Annotated in this window: 19 protein-coding genes; 13 read left to right on the top strand and 6 right to left on the bottom strand. The window is 68.9% G+C overall.

The window, feature by feature from the left end; all coding sequences use genetic code 11:
- Window positions 1-59: 59 nt before the first annotated feature.
- Window positions 60-1,049, top strand: a complete 990-nt coding sequence (locus ACFOD4_RS01300; protein ID WP_379592800.1) for a Bug family tripartite tricarboxylate transporter substrate binding protein — start codon at window positions 60-62, stop codon at window positions 1,047-1,049.
- 25 nt (window positions 1,050-1,074) lie between these two features.
- On the opposite strand, the gene ACFOD4_RS01295 is transcribed toward ACFOD4_RS01300, so the two are convergent.
- Window positions 1,075-2,346: an MFS transporter gene (locus tag ACFOD4_RS01295; protein ID WP_379592798.1), complete on the bottom strand. Its 1,272-nt coding sequence runs from the start codon at window positions 2,344-2,346 to the stop codon at window positions 1,075-1,077.
- Window positions 2,347-2,514: 168 nt separating this feature from the next.
- Here ACFOD4_RS01295 and ACFOD4_RS01290 point away from each other — a divergent pair, with 168 nt between their 5' ends.
- Complete coding sequence (locus tag ACFOD4_RS01290) at window positions 2,515-3,552, top strand: L-idonate 5-dehydrogenase (RefSeq protein ID WP_379592796.1); 1,038 nt, start codon at window positions 2,515-2,517, stop codon at window positions 3,550-3,552.
- Window positions 3,553-3,567: 15 nt separating this feature from the next.
- Here ACFOD4_RS01290 and ACFOD4_RS01285 read toward each other — a convergent pair whose 3' ends face one another.
- The gene (locus ACFOD4_RS01285; RefSeq protein WP_379592794.1) at window positions 3,568-4,275 is read right to left on the bottom strand and encodes a GntR family transcriptional regulator; all 708 of its coding nucleotides are present in this window, start codon (window positions 4,273-4,275) and stop codon (window positions 3,568-3,570) included.
- Between the two features lie 151 nt (window positions 4,276-4,426).
- Between ACFOD4_RS01285 and ACFOD4_RS01280 the strand changes: the two genes are divergently transcribed.
- From ACFOD4_RS01280 to ACFOD4_RS01265, 4 genes are read left to right on the top strand one after another with little or no spacing between them, the layout of a single operon-like run.
- On the top strand, window positions 4,427-5,905 hold the full coding sequence (locus ACFOD4_RS01280; protein ID WP_379592792.1) for a mannitol dehydrogenase family protein: 1,479 nt from the start codon (window positions 4,427-4,429) through the stop codon (window positions 5,903-5,905).
- 26 nt (window positions 5,906-5,931) lie between these two features.
- Window positions 5,932-7,128: a mannonate dehydratase gene (gene uxuA / locus ACFOD4_RS01275; protein WP_379592789.1), complete on the top strand. Its 1,197-nt coding sequence runs from the start codon at window positions 5,932-5,934 to the stop codon at window positions 7,126-7,128.
- 17 nt (window positions 7,129-7,145) lie between these two features.
- Window positions 7,146-7,787, top strand: a complete 642-nt coding sequence (locus tag ACFOD4_RS01270; RefSeq protein WP_379592787.1) for a bifunctional 4-hydroxy-2-oxoglutarate aldolase/2-dehydro-3-deoxy-phosphogluconate aldolase — start codon at window positions 7,146-7,148, stop codon at window positions 7,785-7,787.
- Window positions 7,784-8,710 carry a sugar kinase gene (locus ACFOD4_RS01265; RefSeq protein WP_379592785.1) on the top strand — a complete coding sequence of 309 codons (927 nt, stop codon included), beginning with the start codon at window positions 7,784-7,786 and terminating at the stop codon, window positions 8,708-8,710. Before ACFOD4_RS01270 ends, ACFOD4_RS01265 begins: the two co-directional genes overlap by 4 nt.
- A gap of 180 nt (window positions 8,711-8,890) precedes the next feature.
- On the opposite strand, the gene ACFOD4_RS01260 is transcribed toward ACFOD4_RS01265, so the two are convergent.
- The gene (locus ACFOD4_RS01260; RefSeq protein WP_379592783.1) at window positions 8,891-9,814 is read right to left on the bottom strand and encodes a LysR family transcriptional regulator; all 924 of its coding nucleotides are present in this window, start codon (window positions 9,812-9,814) and stop codon (window positions 8,891-8,893) included.
- A 119-nt stretch (window positions 9,815-9,933) separates the two neighbouring features.
- On the opposite strand from ACFOD4_RS01260, the gene ACFOD4_RS01255 reads away from it, so the two are divergent.
- From ACFOD4_RS01255 to ACFOD4_RS01230, 6 genes are all read left to right on the top strand, one after another.
- Window positions 9,934-10,929 (top strand): Bug family tripartite tricarboxylate transporter substrate binding protein, encoded by a 996-nt coding sequence (locus ACFOD4_RS01255; RefSeq protein WP_379592781.1) that lies wholly within the window; start codon window positions 9,934-9,936, stop codon window positions 10,927-10,929.
- A gap of 7 nt (window positions 10,930-10,936) precedes the next feature.
- A complete protein-coding gene (locus ACFOD4_RS01250) occupies window positions 10,937-12,337 on the top strand; it encodes an acyclic terpene utilization AtuA family protein (protein WP_379592779.1) in 1,401 nt (466 codons plus the stop codon).
- Window positions 12,334-12,651: an AtuA-related protein gene (locus ACFOD4_RS01245; protein WP_379592777.1), complete on the top strand. Its 318-nt coding sequence runs from the start codon at window positions 12,334-12,336 to the stop codon at window positions 12,649-12,651. Before ACFOD4_RS01250 ends, ACFOD4_RS01245 begins: the two co-directional genes overlap by 4 nt.
- 187 nt (window positions 12,652-12,838) lie before the next feature.
- Window positions 12,839-14,209: an FAD-containing oxidoreductase gene (locus ACFOD4_RS01240; RefSeq protein ID WP_379592775.1), complete on the top strand. Its 1,371-nt coding sequence runs from the start codon at window positions 12,839-12,841 to the stop codon at window positions 14,207-14,209.
- A gap of 46 nt (window positions 14,210-14,255) precedes the next feature.
- Complete coding sequence (locus ACFOD4_RS01235) at window positions 14,256-15,032, top strand: ABC transporter permease (protein ID WP_379592773.1); 777 nt, start codon at window positions 14,256-14,258, stop codon at window positions 15,030-15,032.
- A gap of 62 nt (window positions 15,033-15,094) precedes the next feature.
- Window positions 15,095-16,111, top strand: coding sequence for an ABC transporter substrate-binding protein (locus ACFOD4_RS01230; RefSeq protein WP_379592771.1), 1,017 nt, complete (start codon window positions 15,095-15,097; stop codon window positions 16,109-16,111).
- Between the two features lie 13 nt (window positions 16,112-16,124).
- Here the strand turns inward: ACFOD4_RS01230 and thiM are convergent, their stop codons facing one another.
- A complete protein-coding gene (gene thiM, locus ACFOD4_RS01225; protein ID WP_379592769.1) occupies window positions 16,125-17,084 on the bottom strand; it encodes a hydroxyethylthiazole kinase in 960 nt (319 codons plus the stop codon).
- Here thiM and ACFOD4_RS01220 point away from each other — a divergent pair.
- Window positions 17,083-18,030, top strand: coding sequence for a 2-hydroxyacid dehydrogenase (locus ACFOD4_RS01220; RefSeq protein ID WP_379592767.1), 948 nt, complete (start codon window positions 17,083-17,085; stop codon window positions 18,028-18,030). The genes thiM and ACFOD4_RS01220 overlap by 2 nt on opposite strands.
- A gap of 62 nt (window positions 18,031-18,092) precedes the next feature.
- On the opposite strand, the gene ACFOD4_RS01215 is transcribed toward ACFOD4_RS01220, so the two are convergent.
- Together ACFOD4_RS01215 and ACFOD4_RS01210 are read right to left on the bottom strand one after the other, a co-directional pair.
- Window positions 18,093-19,460 carry an NAD(P)H-dependent oxidoreductase gene (locus tag ACFOD4_RS01215; RefSeq protein WP_379592765.1) on the bottom strand — a complete coding sequence of 456 codons (1,368 nt, stop codon included), beginning with the start codon at window positions 19,458-19,460 and terminating at the stop codon, window positions 18,093-18,095.
- Window positions 19,457-20,998 carry a tripartite tricarboxylate transporter permease gene (locus ACFOD4_RS01210; protein WP_379592763.1) on the bottom strand — a complete coding sequence of 514 codons (1,542 nt, stop codon included), beginning with the start codon at window positions 20,996-20,998 and terminating at the stop codon, window positions 19,457-19,459. Before ACFOD4_RS01210 ends, ACFOD4_RS01215 begins: the two co-directional genes overlap by 4 nt.
- Between the last annotated feature and the right edge of the window lie 2 nt (window positions 20,999-21,000).

The following is a 21,000-nucleotide window of genomic DNA, read 5'->3' as shown; positions in this document are numbered from 1 at the left end:
CGCGGCGCCCCCAGATCAAGCGGCCCCGGAAAAGGAGTCGCCACAAGGGAGTGTTCAAGATGATCAGACGCCGCAGCCTGATCGGCAGCGCCGCGCTAGCCACCGCCTGGCCTCTTGCCCGGCCGAGTGTCGCCCTGGCACAAGGCGGCTGGCCCGAGCGGACAATCCGGCTGGTCGTGCCCTATCCGCCTGGCGGCTCCACCGACGTTGTGACCCGGCTCTACGCGGAGCGCATGGGTGCACTGCTTGGCCAGCCGGTGGTGATCGAGAACAAGCCAGGCGCCAGCGGCAACATCGGCGCCGACGCTGTGGCCAAGGCGGCGCCGGATGGCTACACGATCGGCGTCGCCAATGTCAGTGGGCTGGCCATCAACCCCTTCCTGTTCGAGAGCATGCCTTTCGATCCGGTGCGCGATCTGGCGATGCTAGGCATGACCTATGAAATGCCGAACGTCGCCGTGGTGCCGGCCGCGCGGTCCAAAGCCACGACACTGCAGGATTTCATTGCCTGGGCACGGACCAAGCCGGGCGGGCCGACCTACGGCTCCACCGGCATCGGCCAGACCACCCATCTGTCCGGCGCGCTGCTGTTCGGCCGCACCGGCATCGAGGCAACGCATGTGCCCTATCGCGGCGCGGCGCAGACCATTCCTGCATTGCTGGCAGGCGATGTCGATTTCACCATCGATAACCTCGCTTCCTACGTGCCGCTGATCCGGGACGGGCAGATGCGCGCCCTGGCCGTCACCAGCGCGCAGCGCTGGCCGACCCTGCCGGAGGTGCCGACCATGGCCGAGGCCGGGCTGCCGGATTTCGTGGTCACCGTCTGGGGCACCTTTATCGCCCCGGCCGCCACGCCGCGCCCGGTGGTGGAGCGGCTGAATACGGCAATGCGGCAGGTTGCAGCGGACCCTGCCTTTGCCCGCAGGGTCCTGGAGAGTGGCGCCACCGTGCTGTCCAGCTCGCCGGAAGAGGCGGCCGCGCGCGCCGAACGGGAACGACCCATGTGGCGCGACCTGGTGCAGTCTTCCGGTGCGCGGGCCGGATGAGGCGGCGCGCAGCCGCCCCTGACCTTCAGCCGTGGCTGGCGGCAGCGGCTCCACGTGGGGCTCGCACGAAAAGGGTCACGGCCACCACCCCCAGCACGGCGATGCCGCCAGCCAGCATGAAGGCGCTGGTGAAGGAGCCGCTGGCCTGCACCATGAAGCCGGTGACCGCTGGGCCGATAATGCCCGCGGTGTTGGCCAGCCCGTGCACGAAGCCGCCAACGCCACCCACATGCCGCGCAGGCACCACGTCCTGCACGATGGCCCAGTAGATGGCGCCTGTCATGTAGAGGGCGAAGACGGTGATGGCGACAAGGGCAACGGCACTGGTGGCGGTGGTCATGAAGCCGGCCAGGATGATGGCTACCGCGGCAATGCCCAGGCAGGTGGTCAGCACGATCTTGCGCGAGAACAGGGCATCCCCGGTGCGGCGGTAGATCAGGTCGGTGGTGAAGCCGCTGCCGAGCAGGCCGATGCAGCCCAGGATCCACGGGATCACGGTGACCAGGCTCATGTCGTGCATCGACAAGCCGCGTGCCTGGATCAGGTAGGAGGGGAACCAGGTTAGAAAGAAGAACAGGATGTAGTTGTAGCCGAAGAAGGCGAAGGCAGTGGCCAGCACCACCGGGTTCTTCAGGTAGGTGCCCAGGCCCGCGCCGTGCCCGGCGCCGGCCACGGGGGCGGGACGGTCAGCGGCGATATCCGAGCGCTCCGCTGGCGTGACGCGCCCATCGGTCTGCGGGTCGCTGCTGGCCAGCCAGAGCCAAAAGAGCAGCCAAACGAAGCCGATGGCCGCGACCACGAAGAACGACACCCGCCAGCCGAAATTCACCACGCAGTAGCCCACCAGCGGCCCCGCAATGGCACCACCCAGCGGCGTGCCGGCATTGGCGACGCCGATGGCCGAGCCCGCCTCACGGCGCGGGAACCAGTTGCTGACCACCTTGTTCGCGGTGGCGGAGAACGGCCCTTCCCCAACGCCGAAGCCGATGCGCACCAGCAACATCGAGATGAACCCGGTTGCCATCCCCGTCAGTGCGCAAAAGGCCGACCACACCGCCATGGAAAGCGAGAAGATGCGGTGCGGCCCGGCGCGGTCCGACATGTACCCGCCGATGAAGTTGAAGATGGCATAGCCGAAGAAGAAGCTGCTGAAGATGAGCCCGAGCTCGGACGGTGTCAGCTGCAGGTCGGCGGCCACGGCCGGCGCGGCGATCGAGAGCGCGCTACGGTCCATGTAGTTGATGATGCCCGCCAGGAAGAGCAGGAAGATCACCAGGTGGCGTCGCTTTTTCCACATTTTCGTTACTCCCGTGGTCCGGGGAAGCACGGGAGGGTGGAAGCCAGGGGAGCGCCGAAGGGCGAACGTGTTCCTCGTCTGGCCGCCGGTCGCCCCGGGGTTCCTTCTTGGCGGCGGAACGTGCATTCTACCATGGTAGAATGTCAACCCAACGGGAGAGAATGCGTGATGCGCGCCTGTGTCCTCCATTCAGCCAAGGATCTGCGGATCGAGGAGCGCCCCGAGGCTCCGCTTGCCGCGCACGAAGTGCGGGTGCGGGTCCGCGCCGGCGGCATCTGCGGTTCGGACCTACACTACTTCTTCCATGGCCGGGTCGGCGATTTCGTGATCCGCGAGCCGCTGGTGCCGGGCCATGAATTCGCTGGCGAAGTCACGGAAATCGGCACCGGCGTCACCCGGCTTCGCCCGGGGCAGCGCGTCTGCGTCAACCCGGCGCGAAACTGCGGAACCTGTCCACGCTGCCGCGAAGGCCGGCCGAACCTGTGCGAGAACGTGTTCTTCATGGGCAGTGCCAGCAAGTTCCCGCACATGCATGGCGGCTTCGCCGAGTTCACCACAGTCGCGGAAAGCCAGTGCTTCGCCGTTTCGGGCGAGTTGCCCTTCGAGGAAATGGCCTTCGCCGAGCCGCTCTCGGTGGCGCTGCACGCGGCTCTGCGGGGCGGCAACCTGATGGGCCGCAAGGTGCTGGTGACTGGCGCCGGGCCGATCGGGCAGCTGGTGATGCTGGCAGCCCGGCGCGGCGGTGCGGCGCACCTGGCCATCACGGACATGATCAACCAGCCCTTGCAGGCCGCCCGCAACATGGGCGCCGATGAAAGCTTCAACGTGTCGGGTGGCACGGAGGCACTGCTGGAGGCTTCCAGGCGGATCGGTGGCTTTGACGTGGTGTTTGAGGCCTCGGGCGCTTCGCCGGCGCTGAATGCCGGGCTGCTGGCCGTGCGCGCGGGCGGCATCGTGGTGCAAGTGGGCTCTCTGCCCGGCGGCGAAACGCCGGTGATGGCCAACCGCATCATGGCGCGGGAGATCGACCTGCGCGGCGCCTTCCGCTTCGGCGAGGTGTTCGGCGATGCCGTGGCCTGTTTGGAGAAGCGGCTGATCGACGTCCGGCCGCTGCTGACCGGCACCTACACGATGGACACGGCCAGCCAGGCCTTCGCCGCCGCGCAGGACCGCACCAGGAACCTCAAGGTGGTGATCACCTTCTGAACACCGGCACCCGGATCAATCGCCCTTGTCGAAGTGGTCCGGGAACCGCCCCACCAGTTGCGGCAGGGAGGCATGCACCTCTGACAGGTGATCGATCATGGCGGCTTCCGCAGCATCGGCGTGACGAGCGACGAGGGCCGCCAGGATGGCACGGTGCTGGCGGATCAGCAGCGGGCCCGGCGTCGTCTCAGGCAGGCTGAGGTAGCGGACCCGGTCCATCTGCAGCTTCACGGCCGACAGTGCCGTCCAGGCATCGTGCAGTCCGATGGCGGCGGCAAAGGCCTCGTGCATCTCGTTGTCGAGCATGAAGAAGCGTCCATGGTCGGCGGCGGCCAGCGCCTCCTCCTGTGCATCCACCATGCGGCCTATTCGTGCGATCGCCGCGTCGCCGGCTTCGGTCGCGGCGCGGCGGATCACCGCGCACTCCACGGCCTGACGGACAAAGTGCCCGGAGCGAACGCCCGAGACGGAAATCCGCGTGACCAGGGTGCCGCGCTGCGGCAGGATGCGCAGGAGCCCTGCTTCGGACAAGCGGATCAATGCGTCGCGCACCGGCTGGCGGCTGACACCCATGACCTGCGAGACCTCGGCCTCCGGCAGGCTTTGCCCTGGGCAAAGCTGATTGCGGATGATCGCATCGCGCAGGAAATGCGCGATGTTAAGACCGACAGGGCCGGCGAGGTTGAGACGGGTGAAGCCCTCCAGGGCCTGCAGGGAGGCCACGGCATTACGCTCCTGTCATGCGGCACGGCTGCCCTTAAAGCATTGCATACTACCATACACAAGCACCTCGCCGCCTTGACCTCGGCGGAGCGCAAAGATTACTAGTATGGCAAGAAGCGCCACTCGGTTCGCCGCAGGCAGGAAGTCCGGGATGATCACAGCACCACGCCTCCACCCCGAAGCACTCCTCAGCCGCCACCCGGAAGGTGTCGCCATGCCGTGCTACAACCGTGCGGCGCTGCGCCCCTCCATTGTGCATCTCGGCCTCGGCGCCTTCGCCCGCGCGCATCTTGCCCTCTACACGGAGGATGTTCTGAACGCCGATGGAGGCGATTGGGGGATTCTCGGCGTGTCGCTGCAACGCCCTGACCAGCGCGACAGGCTGGCGCCACAGGACGGCCTCTACACCGCCATTGAGCGCGGTCCGGATGGCGAGCAGTGCCGCATCGTCGGCTGCCTGCTGGGCGTCATGGTGGCGCCGGAAGAGCGAGGAGCGCTGGTGGCACGACTGGCCAATCCGCGCACGCGCATCGTCAGCCTGACGGTTACGGAAAAAGGCTATTGCCATGACCCCGCCACGGGCCGGCTGCGCCTGGACCACCCGGATATCTCGCATGATCTGACGAACCTCGCGGCGCCGCGCACCGCCATCGGGTTCCTCGTGGCCGGGCTGGCGGCCCGCCGTGCGGCAGGGCACGCGCCCTTCACCGTGCTGTGCTGCGACAACCTGCCGCACAATGGCCGGCTGGTCGCCGGGCTGGTGGGCGAGTTCGCCGATGCGCTGGACCCGGCGCTGTCCGCCTGGATCGGCGCCGAGGGCGCCTTTCCCTGCACCATGGTGGACCGCATCGTGCCTGCCCTGACCGATGCCGATCTGGTCGCCGCCGAGCGGCTGTCCGGCTTCGCCGACGCCGCGCCGGTGGGGCACGAGTCCTTTCGCCAGTGGGTGATCGAGGATGATTTTGTCGGTGGCCTCCGCCCGGAGTGGGAAAAGGCCGGGGCACAGTTCGCCTCGGATGTCGCGCCCTTCGAGCACATGAAGCTGCGGCTGCTGAACGGCTCGCATTCGGCGCTGGCCTATCTCGGCTATCTTGCCGGGTACGAAACCATTGGCGATGCGGTGAACGACGATGCTTTCGCCGGCTACCTCCAGCGCTTCTGGGACGAAGTGCGGCCGATGGTGCCGCCGCCGCCCGGCCAGGATCTGCACGCCTACACCGATGCCCTGCTGGCGCGCTTCCGCAACCCGGCCATCCGCCACCGCACCTGGCAGATCGCCATGGACGGTTCGCAGAAGTTGCCGCAGCGCCTGCTGGGCACGCTGCGCGAGCGGCTGGCACAAGGGCTGGACAGCCCTGCCCTCTGCCTCGCGGTGGCGGCCTGGGCCCGCTATGTCGGTGGCACCGATGAGGCAGGCAGTCCCATCGATGTGCGCGATCCCATGGCCGCCGGGCTGCGCGCGCAGCTCGATGCCGCTGGCGCGGAGCCCGCCGCCCGCATCCGGGCCCTGCTCGGTGTCGAGGCGGTGTTCGGCACCGACCTGCCGGCCGAGCCACGCTTCGCCACCGCGCTGACCGAGGCCTATGCGCAGTTGATGGCCAAGGGCGCACGCGCGGCCGCCGCTCCCTGATCACGACCAAGGAAAGGACGAACACCATGGAGGAAACCTGGCGCTGGTTCGGGCCCGACGACGCCGTCCGGCTCGACCACATCCGGCAAGCGGGTGCACGCGGCATCGTCAACTCGCTGCACCAGCTCCCCTATGGCGTGGTCTGGAGCGTCGAGGAGATCGAGAAGCGCAAGGCCATCATCGGCGCCGACCCGTCCCTCGGCCTCTCCTGGCGCGTGGTCGAGAGCCTGCCAGTGCACGAGAAGATCCGCCGCGGCGACCGGGATTGCGCGCAGCTCTTCGAGAACTACCGCGCCTCGCTGCGCAACCTCGCCGCCTGCGGGGTGAGGACGATCTGCTACAACTTCATGCCGGTGCTGGACTGGACCCGCACCGAGCTTCGCCACCCCCTGCCCGGCGGCGGCAATGCGCTGCGCTTCAACGCGCATGAGTATGTGGGCTTCGACGTGTTCATCCTGGAGCGCCCCGGTGCGGCCGAGGGCGTGGAGCCGGAATTGCTGGCCCGCGCAAAGGCCTGGGCCGATGGCGCGACGCAGGAGCAGAAGGACACGCTGCTTGCCTCCATCATGGCCGGGTTGCCCGGCGCATATGATCGCTATGACGTGCCAGGGCTGCGCGCCATCCTGGCCGAGTACGGCGCCATAACCGCCGACGACCTGAAGGCCAACCTCCGGCGCTTCCTCCAGGAGATCATCCCGACCGCCGAGGAATGCGGGATGCAAATGGCCATGCACCCGGACGATCCGCCGCGCCCGCTCTTCGGCCTGCCGCGCATCGTTTCCACCGAGCAGGACGTGGCCGACCTGCTGGCGATGGCGGATAGCCCGGCCAACGGGCTGACGCTCTGCACAGGCTCGCTCGGCGCGCATCCAACCAATGACCTGCCGAAGATCGCCGCGCGCTTTGCAGGGCGCATCCACTTCGCGCACCTGCGCAACGTGGCGAAGGAGCCGGACGGATCCTTCATGGAAGCCGACCATCTGGGCGGCGACACCGACATGGTGGCGGTGGTGGAAGCGCTGATGGTCGAGCAGAAGCGCCGCAAGGAGGACGGCCGGCCCGATTGGCGCATTCCCTTCCGCCCCGATCATGGCCATGAGTTGGCGGATGATGTCGGCAAGCCGACGTTTCCGGGTTATCCTCTGATCGGCCGTCTGCGGGGGTTGGCCGAACTGCGTGGTGTCATGACGGCGCTGTCCAGGATCAAGGGCCTGCCGCTTTAGCGAAGAAAGGAACCGTTATGGCATCTATGACGATCGAGGCCGCGCTGGCCCGCTGCGCCGAGGCGCGCGCCATTCCGGTCATCCGCACCAGCACCGCCGCCGCGGCCGAGACGGTGGTGGGATGGCTGAAGGAGGCCGGGCTATCGATCTTCGAGATCACCATGACGGTGCCCGATGCGCCGGCGCTGATCCGCTCCCTGGCTTCCGATCCGGATCTGCTGGTGGGCGCCGGTACCGTGCCGGACCGCGCGGCCGGTGAAGCCTGTCTCGCCGCCGGAGCCAAATTCCTGGTCACCCCCTGGGTGGCGCCCGAGCTGGCGGAGCCTTGCCGTCAGGCCGGGGCCGCGCTGATGCTGGGCGCCGTGACGCCGACCGAGGTGCGCGCCGCCCGCGCCGCCGGGGCCGATGTCGTGAAGGTGTTTCCGGCTTCCTCCGTTGGCGGTCCCGGCCACCTCAAAGCGCTGCGCAGTGTCTTTCCAGGCGTGAAGTTCTGCCCCACCGGGGGCGTCGATCCCAGCAACATGCAAGACTACCTGGAGGCCGGCGCCGCCTTTGTCGGCATGGGCGGTGCCCTGGTGGACGAGAAGCGGATCAAGGCCGGCGACAAAGCGGCGATCCAGGCCGTGGCGCACCGGCTGCTCGGGCATGCCGTGGCATGAGCCTCGACCTGATCTGCATGGGCGAGCCCATGCTCGAGCTCAATCGCAACAGCGAGGATGAGAAGGGCAACCCGCTCTATCTGGAGGGCTTCGGCGGTGACACGTCCAATGCCGCCATCGCCGCCGCGCGACAGGGCGCCAAGGTGGCTTACATCACCGCCTTAGGGCAGGATGGGCCGGGCGAGCGCTTTCTGGAGCTGTGGCGCGCTGAAGGCGTCGAAACCTCGCTGGTGCATCGCGATGGGGGGGCGAAGACCGGCCTCTATCTCGTGACGCATGGCAGGGACGGGCACGAATTCCATTATTACCGCAGCGGTTCCGCCGCCAGCCGCTACACGCCCGAGTTGCTGCCGCGCGAGGCCATTGCCAAGGCACGGATGTTCTACGCTTCCGGCATCAGCCAGGCGATCTCGCCCAATGCGGCGGATGCGGTGTTCGAGGCCATGCGCATCGCCCGCGAGGCCGGGCTGCAGGTCGCCTATGACACCAACTATCGCGCCAGCCAGTGGCCGGCACCCCGCGCCACCGCCATCATCATGCAGGCCATCGCACGCTGCGACATCGCCTTGCCGGGGCTGGACGATACGCGCACCCTGCTTGGGCTCGACGACAAGGATGCCATTGTCGATCATTACCTGCGCCTCGGCCCGAAGATCGTCGCGCTGAAGATGGGCGGTGAGGGCACCTACCTTGCCACGGCCGAGGCGCGCGAGATGATCCCTCCCTTTCCGTGCAAGCCGGTGGACGCGACGGGAGCGGGCGACACCTTCTGTGGCAGCTTCATGGCGCGGATGCTGGCAGGCGACACGCCAGGAAATGCGGCGCGCTATGCCGCCTGCGCGGCGGCTCTGTCGACCGAGGGCTATGGCGCGGTGGCGCCGATCCCTCGCGCAGAACGCGTGCACGCGGCGTTGAAGGGCTGAGAACCCGGGAGCCTGCTTTTCCCGAATTTCCCGCCGGAAAGCCGATCCATTCTCCGGCCGCCCGCCTTCTTGCCAGAAGGAGGGCGGCTCCGGAACCCGGTGAAGCGGTCGCCCCCATGAACCCTGCGGCCGCGTTGCGCTTCCAGGCCACCCGGAACCACAGAACAGGCTCTCAGGGCGTCAGGCCTCCGGCAGGTTGGACCCGGAGGGCGCGGCGTCCGTTCCGGCGCCGCGGATCGCATCCGCCAGCGCCTCGGCGGCCGGTGACAGGCTGGCGCCACGCCGCCACAGAAGGGCAATGGTGCGGCGCATGGCTGGCGCTGCGATCGGCCGGGTTTCCAGCACCGGCGGCAGGCGCAGATCGGGCGCCAAAGCCGGCAGGATGCCGATGCCCAGACCGGCACGGACCAGCGCCACGGCCGTGCTCATGTAAGTTGCTTCATAGGCAGGATTGAGCAGCAGCCCGGACTCGGCAAAGGCGCGTTCGGCCAGGGCTCGCAGACTGCTGCCGGGATCCGTCAGCACCAGCGGCTCGGCGGCCAGGATGGCAGGGCTCAGCCGCGACCTTGCCGCCAGCCTGTGCCCCGGCGGCAGCACCGCGATCAGTTCGTCCTCGAACAGCGTCTCGGCTTCCAGCGCCGGATCAGGGCCTGCCAGCATGCCGATGCCGAGTTCCGCCTCGCCGTCGCGAAGCTGCGCCGCCACCCGCCCGGCCACGGCATCGCGCACAAGCACGCGGATCGCCGGATGCATCGCGCGCGGCCGTGCCAGCGCCAATGGCAGCAGCGTGGCCGCGACGGAGGGTAGCACCGCCACCCGCACCACGCCCGAGCGCCGCGCGGCCTGCGCCCGTGCCCCCTCCACCACCTGATCCAGCTCGGCCAGCACACGGCCAAAGGATTGCGCGAGGTGGCGCCCTGCCTCGGTAGGGCGGACGCCGCGGGCCGAGCGGTCGAACAGGGTCAGCCCGAGCGACGTCTCCAGCGCCCTGATCTGCACAGTCAGTGCGGGCTGCGAAAGGTGCAGCCTCGCCGCCGCACGGCCGAAGCTGCCGGTTTCCACGGCGGCGGCAAAGGCTCGCAGCTGGCGAAGTGATGGCGTCATAATCTCAGGCTATGACTGACCCAGAAACATATCAATTGCATGATGAGTCCGGCGCCGCTTCCATGCATCGTGGAAGGGCCGCGTACAGGCCCAACGGAAATGAACCCGGAGACGCCCGCATGCACCGCCTTGCCCCTACCCGCCGCGCCGTGCTCGGCGGAGCGCTGGCCGCGCCCTTCATGTTGGGCGGTGCCACCAGCGCTGCCCGGGCCCAGTCATGGCCGACGCGCCCGATCCGCCTGATCGTGCCCTTTGGAGCCGGCACCTCCACCGACATCGTCGCCCGGCTGCTGGTGCCGCGCATGTCGCAGACGCTGGGCCAGCCCCTGGTGGTGGAAAACCGTGCCGGTGCGGGCGGGGTGGTCGGCAGCGACGCCGTCGCGAAGTCGCCGCCGGATGGCTACAATCTTTGCCTCGGCTCCATCGCATCGCATTCCGTCAATGTCTCGCTGATGCCGCAGATGCCCTATGACGTGCTGCGGGACTTCACGCCGATATCGCTGGTGACGGAGGCGCCGAACCTGCTGGTGGTGTCCGCGTCGGTTCCGGTGACGACGCTGCCGGAATTCTTTGAATGGGCCAAGCAGCAGCGCAACGGTGTCAGCTACGCCTCGGCGGGCAATGGCACATCCTCGCACCTCGCGGGCGAGTTGCTGAAGATGAAGACCGGGGCGCCGCTGGTGCATGTGCCCTACAAGAGCGGCGCCCAGGCAGTGACCGACGTGATCAGCGGCACCGTACCCATGACGGTGTACCAGGTGACGGCCGTGCTGCCCTTCGTGCGGGACGGAAAGCTGAAGGCGCTCGCCACCACCTCAGCCAAGCGGCTGGAAATCGCACCGGAAGTGCCGACCGCCGTGGAGCAGGGGGTGGCCGATTTCGACGTGGCCGCCTGGCACGGGCTGTTCGCTCCGGCCGGCCTGCCTGAGCCGGTGCGCGACCGCATCTACAACGCGCTGCGCGAAGCGCTGTTCGCGCCTGAGCTGAAGGAGCAGCTCCGCAACCAGGGCCTGATCCCGGTGGCCAGTGCCCCGGACGCCTTCCGCCCCTGGCTGGCCGAGGACATCGCAAAATGGCGCGAGGTGGTGCGTGTTTCCGGCGCCACTGCAGATTGAGGCGGTGATGCTGGGCTCCGACCCCAATGCCCTGCTGCGCATCGGCTGCGGCTCTGGCTTCTCCGGCGACCGGCTGGACGCGCCGGGGCCGGTGGTCGACGCGCTGATCGCCTCCGGCGGCCCCGCGGCGCTGATGCTGGAGGTGCTGGGGGAGCGTACCCTGGCCCTGGCCCAGCGCGAGCGGCTGCACAGCCCGCAAAAGGGTTACGAGCCGGCGTTGCTCGACCTCCTTCGGCCTATCCTCGCGCGGTGCGCGGCGGCGGGCATTCCCATCGTCACCAATGGCGGCGCTGCCAACCCGCGCGGTGCGGCGGAGGCCGTGCTGGGCCTGGCGCGGGAGATGGGGCTCCCCGGCCTGCGCATCGGCGTGGTGGAGGGCGACGATATCCGCGGCACCGATGCCCTGGCCGATCTCGACCCGTGGGAGGGCGATGCCGGCGCAGTGCTGGAGCCCGACAAGGTCATCGCCGCCAATGTTTACCTGGGCGCTGCACCCATCGCCGAGGCGCTGCGGCGTGGTGCCCAGCTTGTCATCACCGGGCGCTGCTCGGACCCCGCCTTGGCGCTGGGACCCATGCTCGCGCATTTCGGGTGGAACGAGACGGATTGGGACCGGTTGGCGGCCGGCACCATGGCAGGGCATCTGCTGGAGTGCGGCGCGCAGGTGACAGGAGGGTATTTCGCCGATCCCGGCGTCAAGGACATTCCGGGTGATGCGCTCGGCATGGCGACGATCGGCTTTCCCATCGCCGAGATCGGCCCCGATGGCTCGGTGCTGATCACGAAGCCGGATGGCACGGGCGGGCGCGTGGACCGGCGCAGTGTGACGGAGCAGCTGCTTTATGAGCTGCATGATCCCTCTGCCTATCTGACGCCCGATGTGGTGCTGGACATTACCGGCGTCACCATCGCCGAGGAAGCGCCCGATCGGGTACGTATCGCCGGGGCGCGTGGCACGCCGCGGCCGGAGCGGCTGAAAGCTACGGTCAGCCTTCCTGGCGGCTGGCTCTCGGAGGCCGAGATTTCTTATGCCGGGCCCAATGCCCGCGCCCGTGCAGAACTGGCCGGCCGCACCGTGGGCGAGCGGCTGCGCCTGCTGGGATTGGAAGGACAATCACGGATCGACCTGATCGGTGTGGTCAGCGTCTTCGGCGGCGATGCCTCGCCAGGACCTTTCGCCGCGAACGCGGCCGAAGACATCCGCCTGCGCCTGGCCTTCGCCACCGAAAGCAAGGCCACGGCGGAAAGGGCGGCGCGCGAGGTGCTGTCGCTTTACTGCTGCGGCCCCGCCGGTGGTGGGGGCGTGCGCATGCGCGTGACCGACCGGATCCGCACCCTGTCCTTCCTGATACCGCGCGAACGCCTCGCGCCGCACGTCACGCTGCTCGACCTGGGGGATGCGGCATGAGCCTGGTTCCGCTGCACAGCCTTGCCCATGCCCGCGCCGGCGATAAGGGCAACCGGCTGAACCTGTCGCTGATCGCGCATCGGGCGGAAGACTGGCCGCTGCTGGCCGCGCAGGTGACAGAGGCGAAGGTGCTCGACCTGCTCCGCCATCGCGGCGCCACGGCCGCTCGCCGCTACGACCTGCCGCAGCTCGGGGCCTTCAACTTCGTCATCGAGGATGTTCTCCAGGGCGGCGTCAACGGCGCACTGAACCTCGATGGGCATGGCAAGAGCCTGTCCTTTCTGTTGCTCGGCATGATGGTGGAGGGACGCTGAGACAGCGATGCATGGCCGTCTCCCGGCCAGAGCGCCGGCGGATCGGCGGGTAGAGATGATGAAGGGCGCGGTTTTCCGCTTTCCATCGTCGCCGCGATGCCCTCGCGCCGGTTTTGTTTCTTCTTGGCGATCGCCAATCCCGGGCGCTTCATAGTCGGGGAAACGGACCGGGAAGAAGGAAAAGCCCATGCAGGCCGAGCGCTTCGACGCCATCGTCATCGGGGCCGGGCAGGCCGGGCCACCCCTGGCCGGGCGGCTGACATCGGCCGGCATGAAGGTGGCGCTGGTGGAGCGCAGCCTGCTGGGCGGCACCTGCGTGAATCGCGGCTGCACGCCCACCAAGGCTCTCGTGGCCAGCGCGCGTGCCGCACATGTGGCACGGCATGGCGCGGATTGGGGCTTGCGGCCCGTGGCCGGCGTCGCGGTGGACATGCCCCGGGTGCGGGAGCGGGCCGCCGCCATTGCGCGGCAATCCCGGGAGAGCGTCGCCGAGTGGCTGAAGGGCATGAAGGGGCTGACCCTGTTGCATGGTCATGCCCAGTTTGAGGGACCGCGCCGCATCCGCGTCGGAGAGCGCCTGCTGGAGGCACCGCGCATCATCCTCAACACCGGGGCGCGGCCAGTCATCCCGGACCTGCCGGGGCTGGAAAACGTGCCCTACCTCACCAGCACGGGGATGCTGGCGCTGAACGCCGTGCCTGAGCACCTGCTGATCCTTGGCGGTAGCTACATCGCGCTGGAATTTGCCCAGATGTTCCGCCGCTTCGGCGCCGAGGTCACGGTGATCGAGCGTGGCGCGCGGCTGCTGGCGCGGGAGGATGAAGATATTTCCCAGGCAATCCGCGAGATCCTGGAGGCCGAGGGCATCGTCATCCGCACCGGCGTTGCCGCCCTCTCGGTCGAGCCGCGGGAGGACGGCGTGGCGTTGCGCACCGATGGAGGCGAGTTGAGCGGCTCGCACCTGCTGGTCGCGGTGGGACGGCGGCCCAACACCGATGACCTGGGGCTGGAAGTGGCAGGCCTCGCGCCCGACAAGCACGGCTACATCCCCGTCGATGACCGGCTGGCAACGCAAGCGGAGGGCGTGTGGGCCCTGGGCGACTGCAACGGGCGTGGCGCCTTCACCCACACGGCCTACAATGATTTCGAGATCCTGGCCGCCAACCTGCTGGATGGGGAGGACCGACGGCTCGGACAGCGCGTGCCCTGCTACGCGCTCTACATCGACCCGCCGCTGGGCCGCGCCGGCATGACCGAAACGGAGGCGCGCGCCACAGGCCGCAAGGTGCTGGTGGCAACGCGGCCCATGGCGCGCGTTGCCCGGGCGCGGGAAAAGGGCGAGACGCGCGGGCTGATGCGCTGCGTGGCCGATGCGGAAAGCGGGCAGATCCTCGGGGCGGCGATCCTGGGAGTGGAAGGCGACGAGGCGGTGCACAGCCTGCTCAACGCCATCGGTGCGGGCACGCCCTTCGAAACGCTGATCCGGACCATGCCGATCCATCCCACCGTCTCGGAGCTGATCCCGACCCTGCTGCAATCCCTGGCACCGGCACAGTAGGCCGCGCCCCTGGACAGCGTCGCTGCTCGGGGCAAGATGCACTCCCATGCCCCGAGCGTCCAAGTCCCGCCACGGCTTTCCCGGCTGGATGCGGCTTCTCTCTCCTCTTCTCCTGCTGCTGCTCTGGCAGGCGGCCAGTGCCGCAGGATGGCTGCCGGAGTCTGTTCTCGCCTCCCCTGCACGGATCGCCGAGGCCGCCTGGGCGCTGACCCGGAGCGGGGAGCTGCCGGCGGGAGTGGCCGTCTCCTGGCTCCGGGTCCTGGCCGGCTTCGGCCTGGCACTGATGCTGGGGGTAGGGCTGGCCCTGCTGGCGGGACTGTCGCGGCTGGGTGAACTGGCGCTGGACCCGCCCATGCAGATGCTGAAGGCCATGCCTTTTCTGGGGCTGCTGCCGCTTTTCATCCTGTGGTTCGGCATCGGGGAGGCACCCAAGGTCGGTCTGGTTACTATTGGCGCGGTGTTTCCCATCTATCTGACGCTGCTGGGCGGCATCCGCGGCGTGGATCCCAGGCTGATCGAGGCCGGGCGCAGTCTCGGCCTCAGCAGGCTGGAGCAGGTGCGCCACGTGGTGCTGCCCGCCGCCCTGCCCTCGCTGCTCGTGGGCATCCGCTACGGGCTCAGCCTGGCCTGGCTGAGCCTGGTCGTGGCGGAGCAGATCAACGCCGATCGTGGCCTGGGTGCGCTGATCACCCGGGCGCGGGACTTCCTGCAGACCGACATCATCGTGGTCTGCCTGCTGGTCTACGCGGCCATGGGCCTGGCCACGGATGCCGGGGTGCGCGGGATCGAAGCGCGGGCGCTGCGCTGGCGCTCCGCTGATTGAATATATCGTCCCAGGTGCCTCGGGGCTTGATCGCGGCGGGCAGGCGCATCATGCATCGGGCCATGACCGAGACGCCCCTTCCGCGCCCCGGCGGCAACGCCGGCGCCCGCCCCTTCGGACTGGCCCAGGCCGGTAGGCTGACCCGCCGCCAAGGCTTCGGCCTGCTGGCCGCCGCCACCCTGCTCCCCGCCCGCAGGGCCTGGGCGGCCGAGCCCGTGCGCATCGGCTGGCTGCGCGCACCCAACGACCTCACCACCGGGCGCGCCCGCGGCACGCTGGAGAACGCGCTGAGGGCGCAGGGCATCCCGGTGCAATGGGCGGGTCCGTTCCCGGCCGCCGCGCCGGCGCTGGAGGCACTGAACGCCGGCAGCATCGACATCACCGCCGGTTCCTCCACCGCCTGCATCACTGCCCTGGCCGCCAACATCCCGCTGCAGATCTTTGCCGTGCAGAAGATCGCCCCGGCCGGCGAGGGTATCCTGGTGAAGTACGACTCGCCCCTGCAAAGCCTGGCGGACCTGGTGAGCCGCACTGTGGCGGTCAACCGCGGCGGCACGGGCGAGTACCTGCTGATGCGCGGCCTGGCGCGCAACGGCATCGATCCGGCGAATGTCAGACGGGTTTACCTTTCGCCGGGCGACAGTGGCGCGGCGTTCCAGAAGGGGTCGGTGGATGCCTGGGCCAGCTGGGACCCCTTCATCACCATCGCCAAGTACCAGTACGGCGCGCGGGTCCTCGCCGATGGCGCGCAGATCGGCTCGGACAACGCGGTCACGCTGATGGCCAGCCGCCGCTTCGCCGACAGCCGCCGCGCCGCGCTGGAAACGGTGTTCGCCGCCGTCACCGCCGACAATGCCTGGGCCATGACCGAGCCGGCCGAGGCCGGCCGCATCTGGGCCGAGGCGATGTCCCTGCCGGTGGAGATGGCAGGTGATCTGGGGGCGAACAACGCGGTACCAACCCGCGCCGTCTCGGACGCGGAGGTGGCACGGATCGGTCAGATCGCCGACTGGTACGCCCAGGCCCGTATCGTGCCGCGCCGCCCGGCCGTGGAACAGGCGATGCTGCGGCTGGAGTAAGGGCCAAGCCCCCTTAGCCGGGGGTGATGCGCGCCGCCTCCCTCATCGCCGCATCCTCCAGGCCATGCAGCCGGTCCAGCAACGCCACCTGGAAGCTGCCCGGCCCGGTGGCGCGCAGCGCTGCGTCTTCCGCCGCGACGCCGAGCGCCGTGAGCCCCGCCACCGCCGCCGCCATGGGCGGCAGGCCGGCACCGAGAAAGGCACCGATCAGCGCCGTCGCCGTGCAGCCTGTGCCGGTCACCCGTGTCAGCAGGGGATGGCCATTGGAAAGCGCCAGCATCGTCGTGCCATCGGTGACGTAGTCGGTGGCGCCGGTAACAGCGACCACCATCCCCTTCCCCTGCCGCGCCAGGGCGCCAGCCGCCTCCCTCGCCGCCGTTGAGGCGGCCAGGCTGTCCACCCCGCGCGACAGCCCGGCCTCGCCGGCCAGGGCGAGGATCTCCCCCGCATTGCCGCGCAACACGCTGGGGCCCAGTGACAGAAGGTCTCGCGCCGCGCTCCGCCGGTAGGCGGTGGCTCCTGCGGCTACAGGGTCCAGCACCCATGGGATGCCGGCGGCCTTTGCGCCCCGCGCCGCAATCAGCATGGCGGCGCGCTGCGGCGCCAGCAGCGTGCCGATGTTGATCACCAGCGCGCGGGCGTGGCGGACGAACTCCCCCACCTCCTCCTCGGCTTGCACCATGGCGGGGGATGCGCCGATCGCCAGCAGCGCGTTGGCCGTAACGTTCGATACCACCTGGTTCGTGATGTTGTGCACCAGCGGCGCTTCCTGCCGCAACCGGGCCAGCGCCCCGTCCAGCATCGCCATCGCCTCGTCCGGGACCATGCGCCGCTTCTCCATCACCATTCGCAGGGCGGAGATAATGCGTATGGTGCCGGATGTTGACCCCGTGCCGGCATGGGCCTGGAATGGCTGCGCCACCGCCGCGCCCACGCGGCCAGGAATGGCGAAGAGGAAGCGAGATCCAACCATGTCCGAGAGCAAGCCCGGCCTGTTGATGCTGGCGCCCTACCCGCCCGCCGACACGGAGGCGCTGGAGCGCGACTACACCCTGCACCGGCTCTGGGAGGCACCCGACGCGGCCGCCTACCTCGCCGAGCATGGAGGACGCATTCGTGGCCTGGCCACCACGGGGGTGCATGGCGCCAGCGCATCGCTGATTGCCGCCCTGCCGGCGCTGGAGATCATCTCCTGCTTTGGTGTGGGGGTGGACGCGATCGACTTCCCGGCGGCCAGGGCACGCAACATCGCGGTCACCAACACGCCCGAGGTTCTGACCGATGACGTGGCCGACATGGGCATGGCGCTGTTGCTGGCCACCGCCCGGCGCATCCCGGAGGGCGACGCGCTGGTGCGCGGCGGGCTCTGGACCACGACCCGGCTGCCGCTGACCACCCGCGTGACAGGCAAGCGGATCGGCATTGTCGGGCTGGGCCGCATCGGCAGCGCGGTCGCGCAGCGTGCGGCGGGGTTCGGCATGGAGATCGCCTATACCGACCGCGCACCGATTGAGGGCACGCGCCACACCTTCCACCCGGATGCCGTGTCGCTGGCCGGGTCGGTGGACTTCCTGATGCTGTGCGCGGCGGGGGGCGAGAGCACGCGGGGAATGATCGGCCGAGCGGTGCTCGATGCGCTGGGTCCGCGGGGCATGCTGATCAACATCTGCCGGGGCAGCGTGGTGGATGAGCCCGAATTGCTCGCTGCGCTCCGCGAGAAGCGGATCGCGGCCGCCGGGCTCGACGTGTTCCTGAACGAACCCAACATCGATCCGGGCTTTCTGACGCTGAACAATGTTGTGCTGCAGCCGCATCACGCCAGCGGAACGGTGGAAACCCGCGCCGCCATGGGGGAATTGGTGCGCGGCAACCTGGCGGCCCATTTTGCTGGTCGGGCGCTGCCGACGCCGGTGGTCTGAGCTGGCGCCACGGGGATCTGCCTGGAAGCAGGACCGAGGGACAACGTCCCTCCTCCCCGCATCTACGGCGCGATGCCGGTCCTCAGCCGATGCATCCCTGAGCCGGTGAGATCAAGATCGGCTTCCCGCAGGATCTCGCCCTTACGCACGGCGCGCCTCAGCTTCTTGTGCGCGGCCAGGTAGAAAGGCGCCATGTCCTTCGCCTCGGCTGCGGGCAGCAGCAGGGCGGTGGTGCCATCCATGATGTGATGGTGGCCGCCCATCTCCAGATACTCGCCGGCGGCAAAGTCCCGGTCCGCCCGGGCGACCATCACGGCGTGTACTTTTTGTCGGTCGCTGCCCGAGGCCCGGCCATGTGCGCAGGCGGACAGCAGCGAGACCGGCGATTCCAGCCCCATCAGGTGATAGGGCAGGTAGATGCTGGCATAGCGGCCATTGCGCGAGACCACATGCCCCTTCTCCCGCAGGATGTCCCAGGCCGCCGCATCGGTGCAGCGGACAATGATGAAGACGCCGCCACCGAAGCTGACCTCGTCGCTGCGGCGCAGGCAGTTGAACACGTCAACCACGCCTGTGCGGTCCAGAATGCCGCCCTCGGCACGGGGAATGAAAACATCGGCCAGCTCGGTGATGCGGCAGACGGGGTAGTTCAGGTCGGAGCGCGAGGGCAGCAGGCCGGTGGAGTTGGCCACCACGTTCATCTCGCAATAATCCGGCGTGGCGCGCTGCGGCAGGGCGGCCAAAGCGTGCGAGCGCCGCGCCAGCAGGCCGGACACGTCATCGCCCATGCGCCACATCCCGACCAGGTCGGGTGCCTGCACGCGCCGGTCCAGCCAGGCGACCTCACCCGTATCGTGGTCGAAGATGAAGTCGTACTCGCTGGATTTGCCGGCGGCGACGATCTCGAAGCCGAGCAGCCGCGCCCAGGTGACAAGGCCGATCAGGTTGGCGGGCTGGTCGCCATCCGCGGTGGTGTAGACCACGCCGTGCTGCTTCGCGAGCTGATTGAGGTGCGGCCCGACAACCGCATCCGCCTCCTTGGTCACCATCGCCACATGCACGCCGCGGCGGATGCTGCGCTCGGCGATGCCGGCGGCCAGCTCCGGCTGGCCCGTGGCCTCCACCAGGATGTCGAGCGGCACCTCGTCCAGCAGCGCCTGGTCGCGCAGCACGACGATGCGCCCGGCCTCCACAGCGCCATGCACAGCCGCCGCATCCTCGCACAGGCGCGCGGCATCCTCGCGGTAACCCAGTTCCTTCAGCGTCCGCATCACCCCGGCCACGTCGAGGTCGCAGAGCGCCGCGATGGTGAAGTGCGGCATGGCACGGAGCTGTGCCAGCAGCGTCCGGCTGAAGCCGCCGCGCGCACCGGCGACGCCGAGGCGGAACCGCTTCCCTTCGACGTCGCGAAACAGGATTTCATGGTTCACGCGCGTTTCTCCTCGCTTTCGGCCCCGGTGCCGACGGTCACGGCGGCCGCACTGCGGCGGCCGAGCAGCATGGCGACAAAGGGCCAGATCAGGAAGGCAAGGGCCAGGGTCACCAAGCCCCCCACCAGCCAGTTAGACCAGAAGATGCCGAGCGATCCGTCGGAGGACAGCATGGACTGCCGGAAAGCATCCTCCGCCTTGTCGCCGATCACCATGGCCAGGATGAGCGGCGCCATCGGATAGTCCAGCTTCTTCATCGCGTAGCCGACGGCGCCGAACGCCAGCGCGATCCACAGGTCGAACGGCGATCCGGCCACCGTGTAGGCGCCCACCAGGCATACGGTGACGATGATGGGCCCGATGATGGAGAAGGAGATGGACAACATCGCCGCGAAGAGCGGCACCGTCGCCAGCGCCAGCATCACGCCGATCACATTGCCCAGGTACATCGAGGCGATCATGCCCCAAACGAAATCATGCTGCTCGATGAACAGCATCGGGCCGGGATTGAGCCCCCAGATCATCAGCCCGCCCAGCATGACGGCCGAGGTCGCCGAGCCCGGGATGCCCAGCGACAGCATGGGCAGCATCGCGGCGGTGCCGGCGGAATGGTCCGCAGTCTCGGGCGCAATCACCCCCTCCGGCTCGCCCTTGCCGAAATTGTCGCGGCGGCGCGAGGCGCGGCGGGCGATGCCGTAGGACATGAAGGAGGCGGCGGTCGGCCCACCGGGCGTGATGCCCATCCAGACGCCGACGGCGCTGCCGCGCAGCATGGCGAACCAGTAGCGCGGCATGCGCGCGGCGGCCCGGAACATCTCGCGCGGATCGATGCGGCCGCTGGCGCCCTTGAACTCCGGTCCATCCTCAATGGTCAGCAGCAGCTCGCCCAGGCCGAACAGGCCGATCACCACCACCAGGAAGGAGATGCCGCGGATCAGCTGGTCGAAGTCGAAGGTCAGCCGCATGGCGCCCGAGACGGTGTCGGTACCGACCATGCCGAGCCCGAAGCCGAGGCAGAGCGACACCACGGTCTTCACCGGCGCTCCGCCCCCGAATGCGATAAAGGAGGCGAAGGCCAGGAAGTACACGGCGAAGTATTCGGGCGGTCCAAAGCGCAGCGCGAAGTTGGCCACTGCCGTGGACAGCAGCGTGATTACGATGACGCCGACCAGGGCACCGAAGCCGGCGGACAGGAAGGCGTAGGTCAGCGCCTCGGTCGCCCGCCCCTGCCGGGCCATCGGATAGCCGTCGAAAGTGGTGGCGACGGAGGATGGCTCGCCGGGGATGTTGAACAGGATCGAGGTGGTGGAGCCGCCGAACAGCGCGCCCCAGTACAGGCTGGTCAGCAGGATGATGGCCGAGACCGGGTCCATGCCGAAGGTGAGCGGCAGCAGCAGCGTCACGCCATTCGGCGCACCGAGGCCTGGCAACACGCCCACCAGGATGCCCAGCAGCACCCCCGCCACGATCAGCACCAGGTGGTAGAAGGTGAAGGCCACGCCGAAGCCATGCATCAGAGAGTCAATGTTGGAGAACATCA

The organism is Teichococcus globiformis (assembly GCF_042646265.1).
Classification (GTDB): Bacteria; Pseudomonadota; Alphaproteobacteria; order Acetobacterales; family Acetobacteraceae; genus Pseudoroseomonas; species Pseudoroseomonas globiformis.
Note: the sequence above shows the minus strand (reverse complement) of the source record. Positions and strands in the feature narration are given on the sequence as shown.

What these genes read in the sequence shown, in the direction of transcription:
- ACFOD4_RS01280 (WP_379592792.1), top strand. Translation starts at nt 4,427, where the DNA reads ATGATCACAGCACCACGCCTCCACCCCGAAGCACTCCTCAGCCGCCAC.
- ACFOD4_RS01250 (WP_379592779.1), top strand. Translation starts at nt 10,937, where the DNA reads ATGCTGGGCTCCGACCCCAATGCCCTGCTGCGCATCGGCTGCGGCTCT.
- ACFOD4_RS01295 (WP_379592798.1), bottom strand. Translation starts at nt 2,346, where the DNA reads ATGTGGAAAAAGCGACGCCACCTGGTGATCTTCCTGCTCTTCCTGGCG.
- ACFOD4_RS01255 (WP_379592781.1), top strand. Translation starts at nt 9,934, where the DNA reads ATGCACCGCCTTGCCCCTACCCGCCGCGCCGTGCTCGGCGGAGCGCTG.
- uxuA (WP_379592789.1), top strand. Translation starts at nt 5,932, where the DNA reads ATGGAGGAAACCTGGCGCTGGTTCGGGCCCGACGACGCCGTCCGGCTC.
- ACFOD4_RS01235 (WP_379592773.1), top strand. Translation starts at nt 14,256, where the DNA reads ATGCCCCGAGCGTCCAAGTCCCGCCACGGCTTTCCCGGCTGGATGCGG.
- ACFOD4_RS01260 (WP_379592783.1), bottom strand. Translation starts at nt 9,814, where the DNA reads ATGACGCCATCACTTCGCCAGCTGCGAGCCTTTGCCGCCGCCGTGGAA.
- ACFOD4_RS01245 (WP_379592777.1), top strand. Translation starts at nt 12,334, where the DNA reads ATGAGCCTGGTTCCGCTGCACAGCCTTGCCCATGCCCGCGCCGGCGAT.
- ACFOD4_RS01265 (WP_379592785.1), top strand. Translation starts at nt 7,784, where the DNA reads ATGAGCCTCGACCTGATCTGCATGGGCGAGCCCATGCTCGAGCTCAAT.
- ACFOD4_RS01230 (WP_379592771.1), top strand. Translation starts at nt 15,095, where the DNA reads ATGACCGAGACGCCCCTTCCGCGCCCCGGCGGCAACGCCGGCGCCCGC.
- ACFOD4_RS01290 (WP_379592796.1), top strand. Translation starts at nt 2,515, where the DNA reads ATGCGCGCCTGTGTCCTCCATTCAGCCAAGGATCTGCGGATCGAGGAG.
- ACFOD4_RS01210 (WP_379592763.1), bottom strand. Translation starts at nt 20,998, where the DNA reads ATGTTCTCCAACATTGACTCTCTGATGCATGGCTTCGGCGTGGCCTTC.
- ACFOD4_RS01300 (WP_379592800.1), top strand. Translation starts at nt 60, where the DNA reads ATGATCAGACGCCGCAGCCTGATCGGCAGCGCCGCGCTAGCCACCGCC.
- ACFOD4_RS01220 (WP_379592767.1), top strand. Translation starts at nt 17,083, where the DNA reads ATGTCCGAGAGCAAGCCCGGCCTGTTGATGCTGGCGCCCTACCCGCCC.
- ACFOD4_RS01240 (WP_379592775.1), top strand. Translation starts at nt 12,839, where the DNA reads ATGCAGGCCGAGCGCTTCGACGCCATCGTCATCGGGGCCGGGCAGGCC.
- ACFOD4_RS01270 (WP_379592787.1), top strand. Translation starts at nt 7,146, where the DNA reads ATGGCATCTATGACGATCGAGGCCGCGCTGGCCCGCTGCGCCGAGGCG.
- thiM (WP_379592769.1), bottom strand. Translation starts at nt 17,084, where the DNA reads ATGGTTGGATCTCGCTTCCTCTTCGCCATTCCTGGCCGCGTGGGCGCG.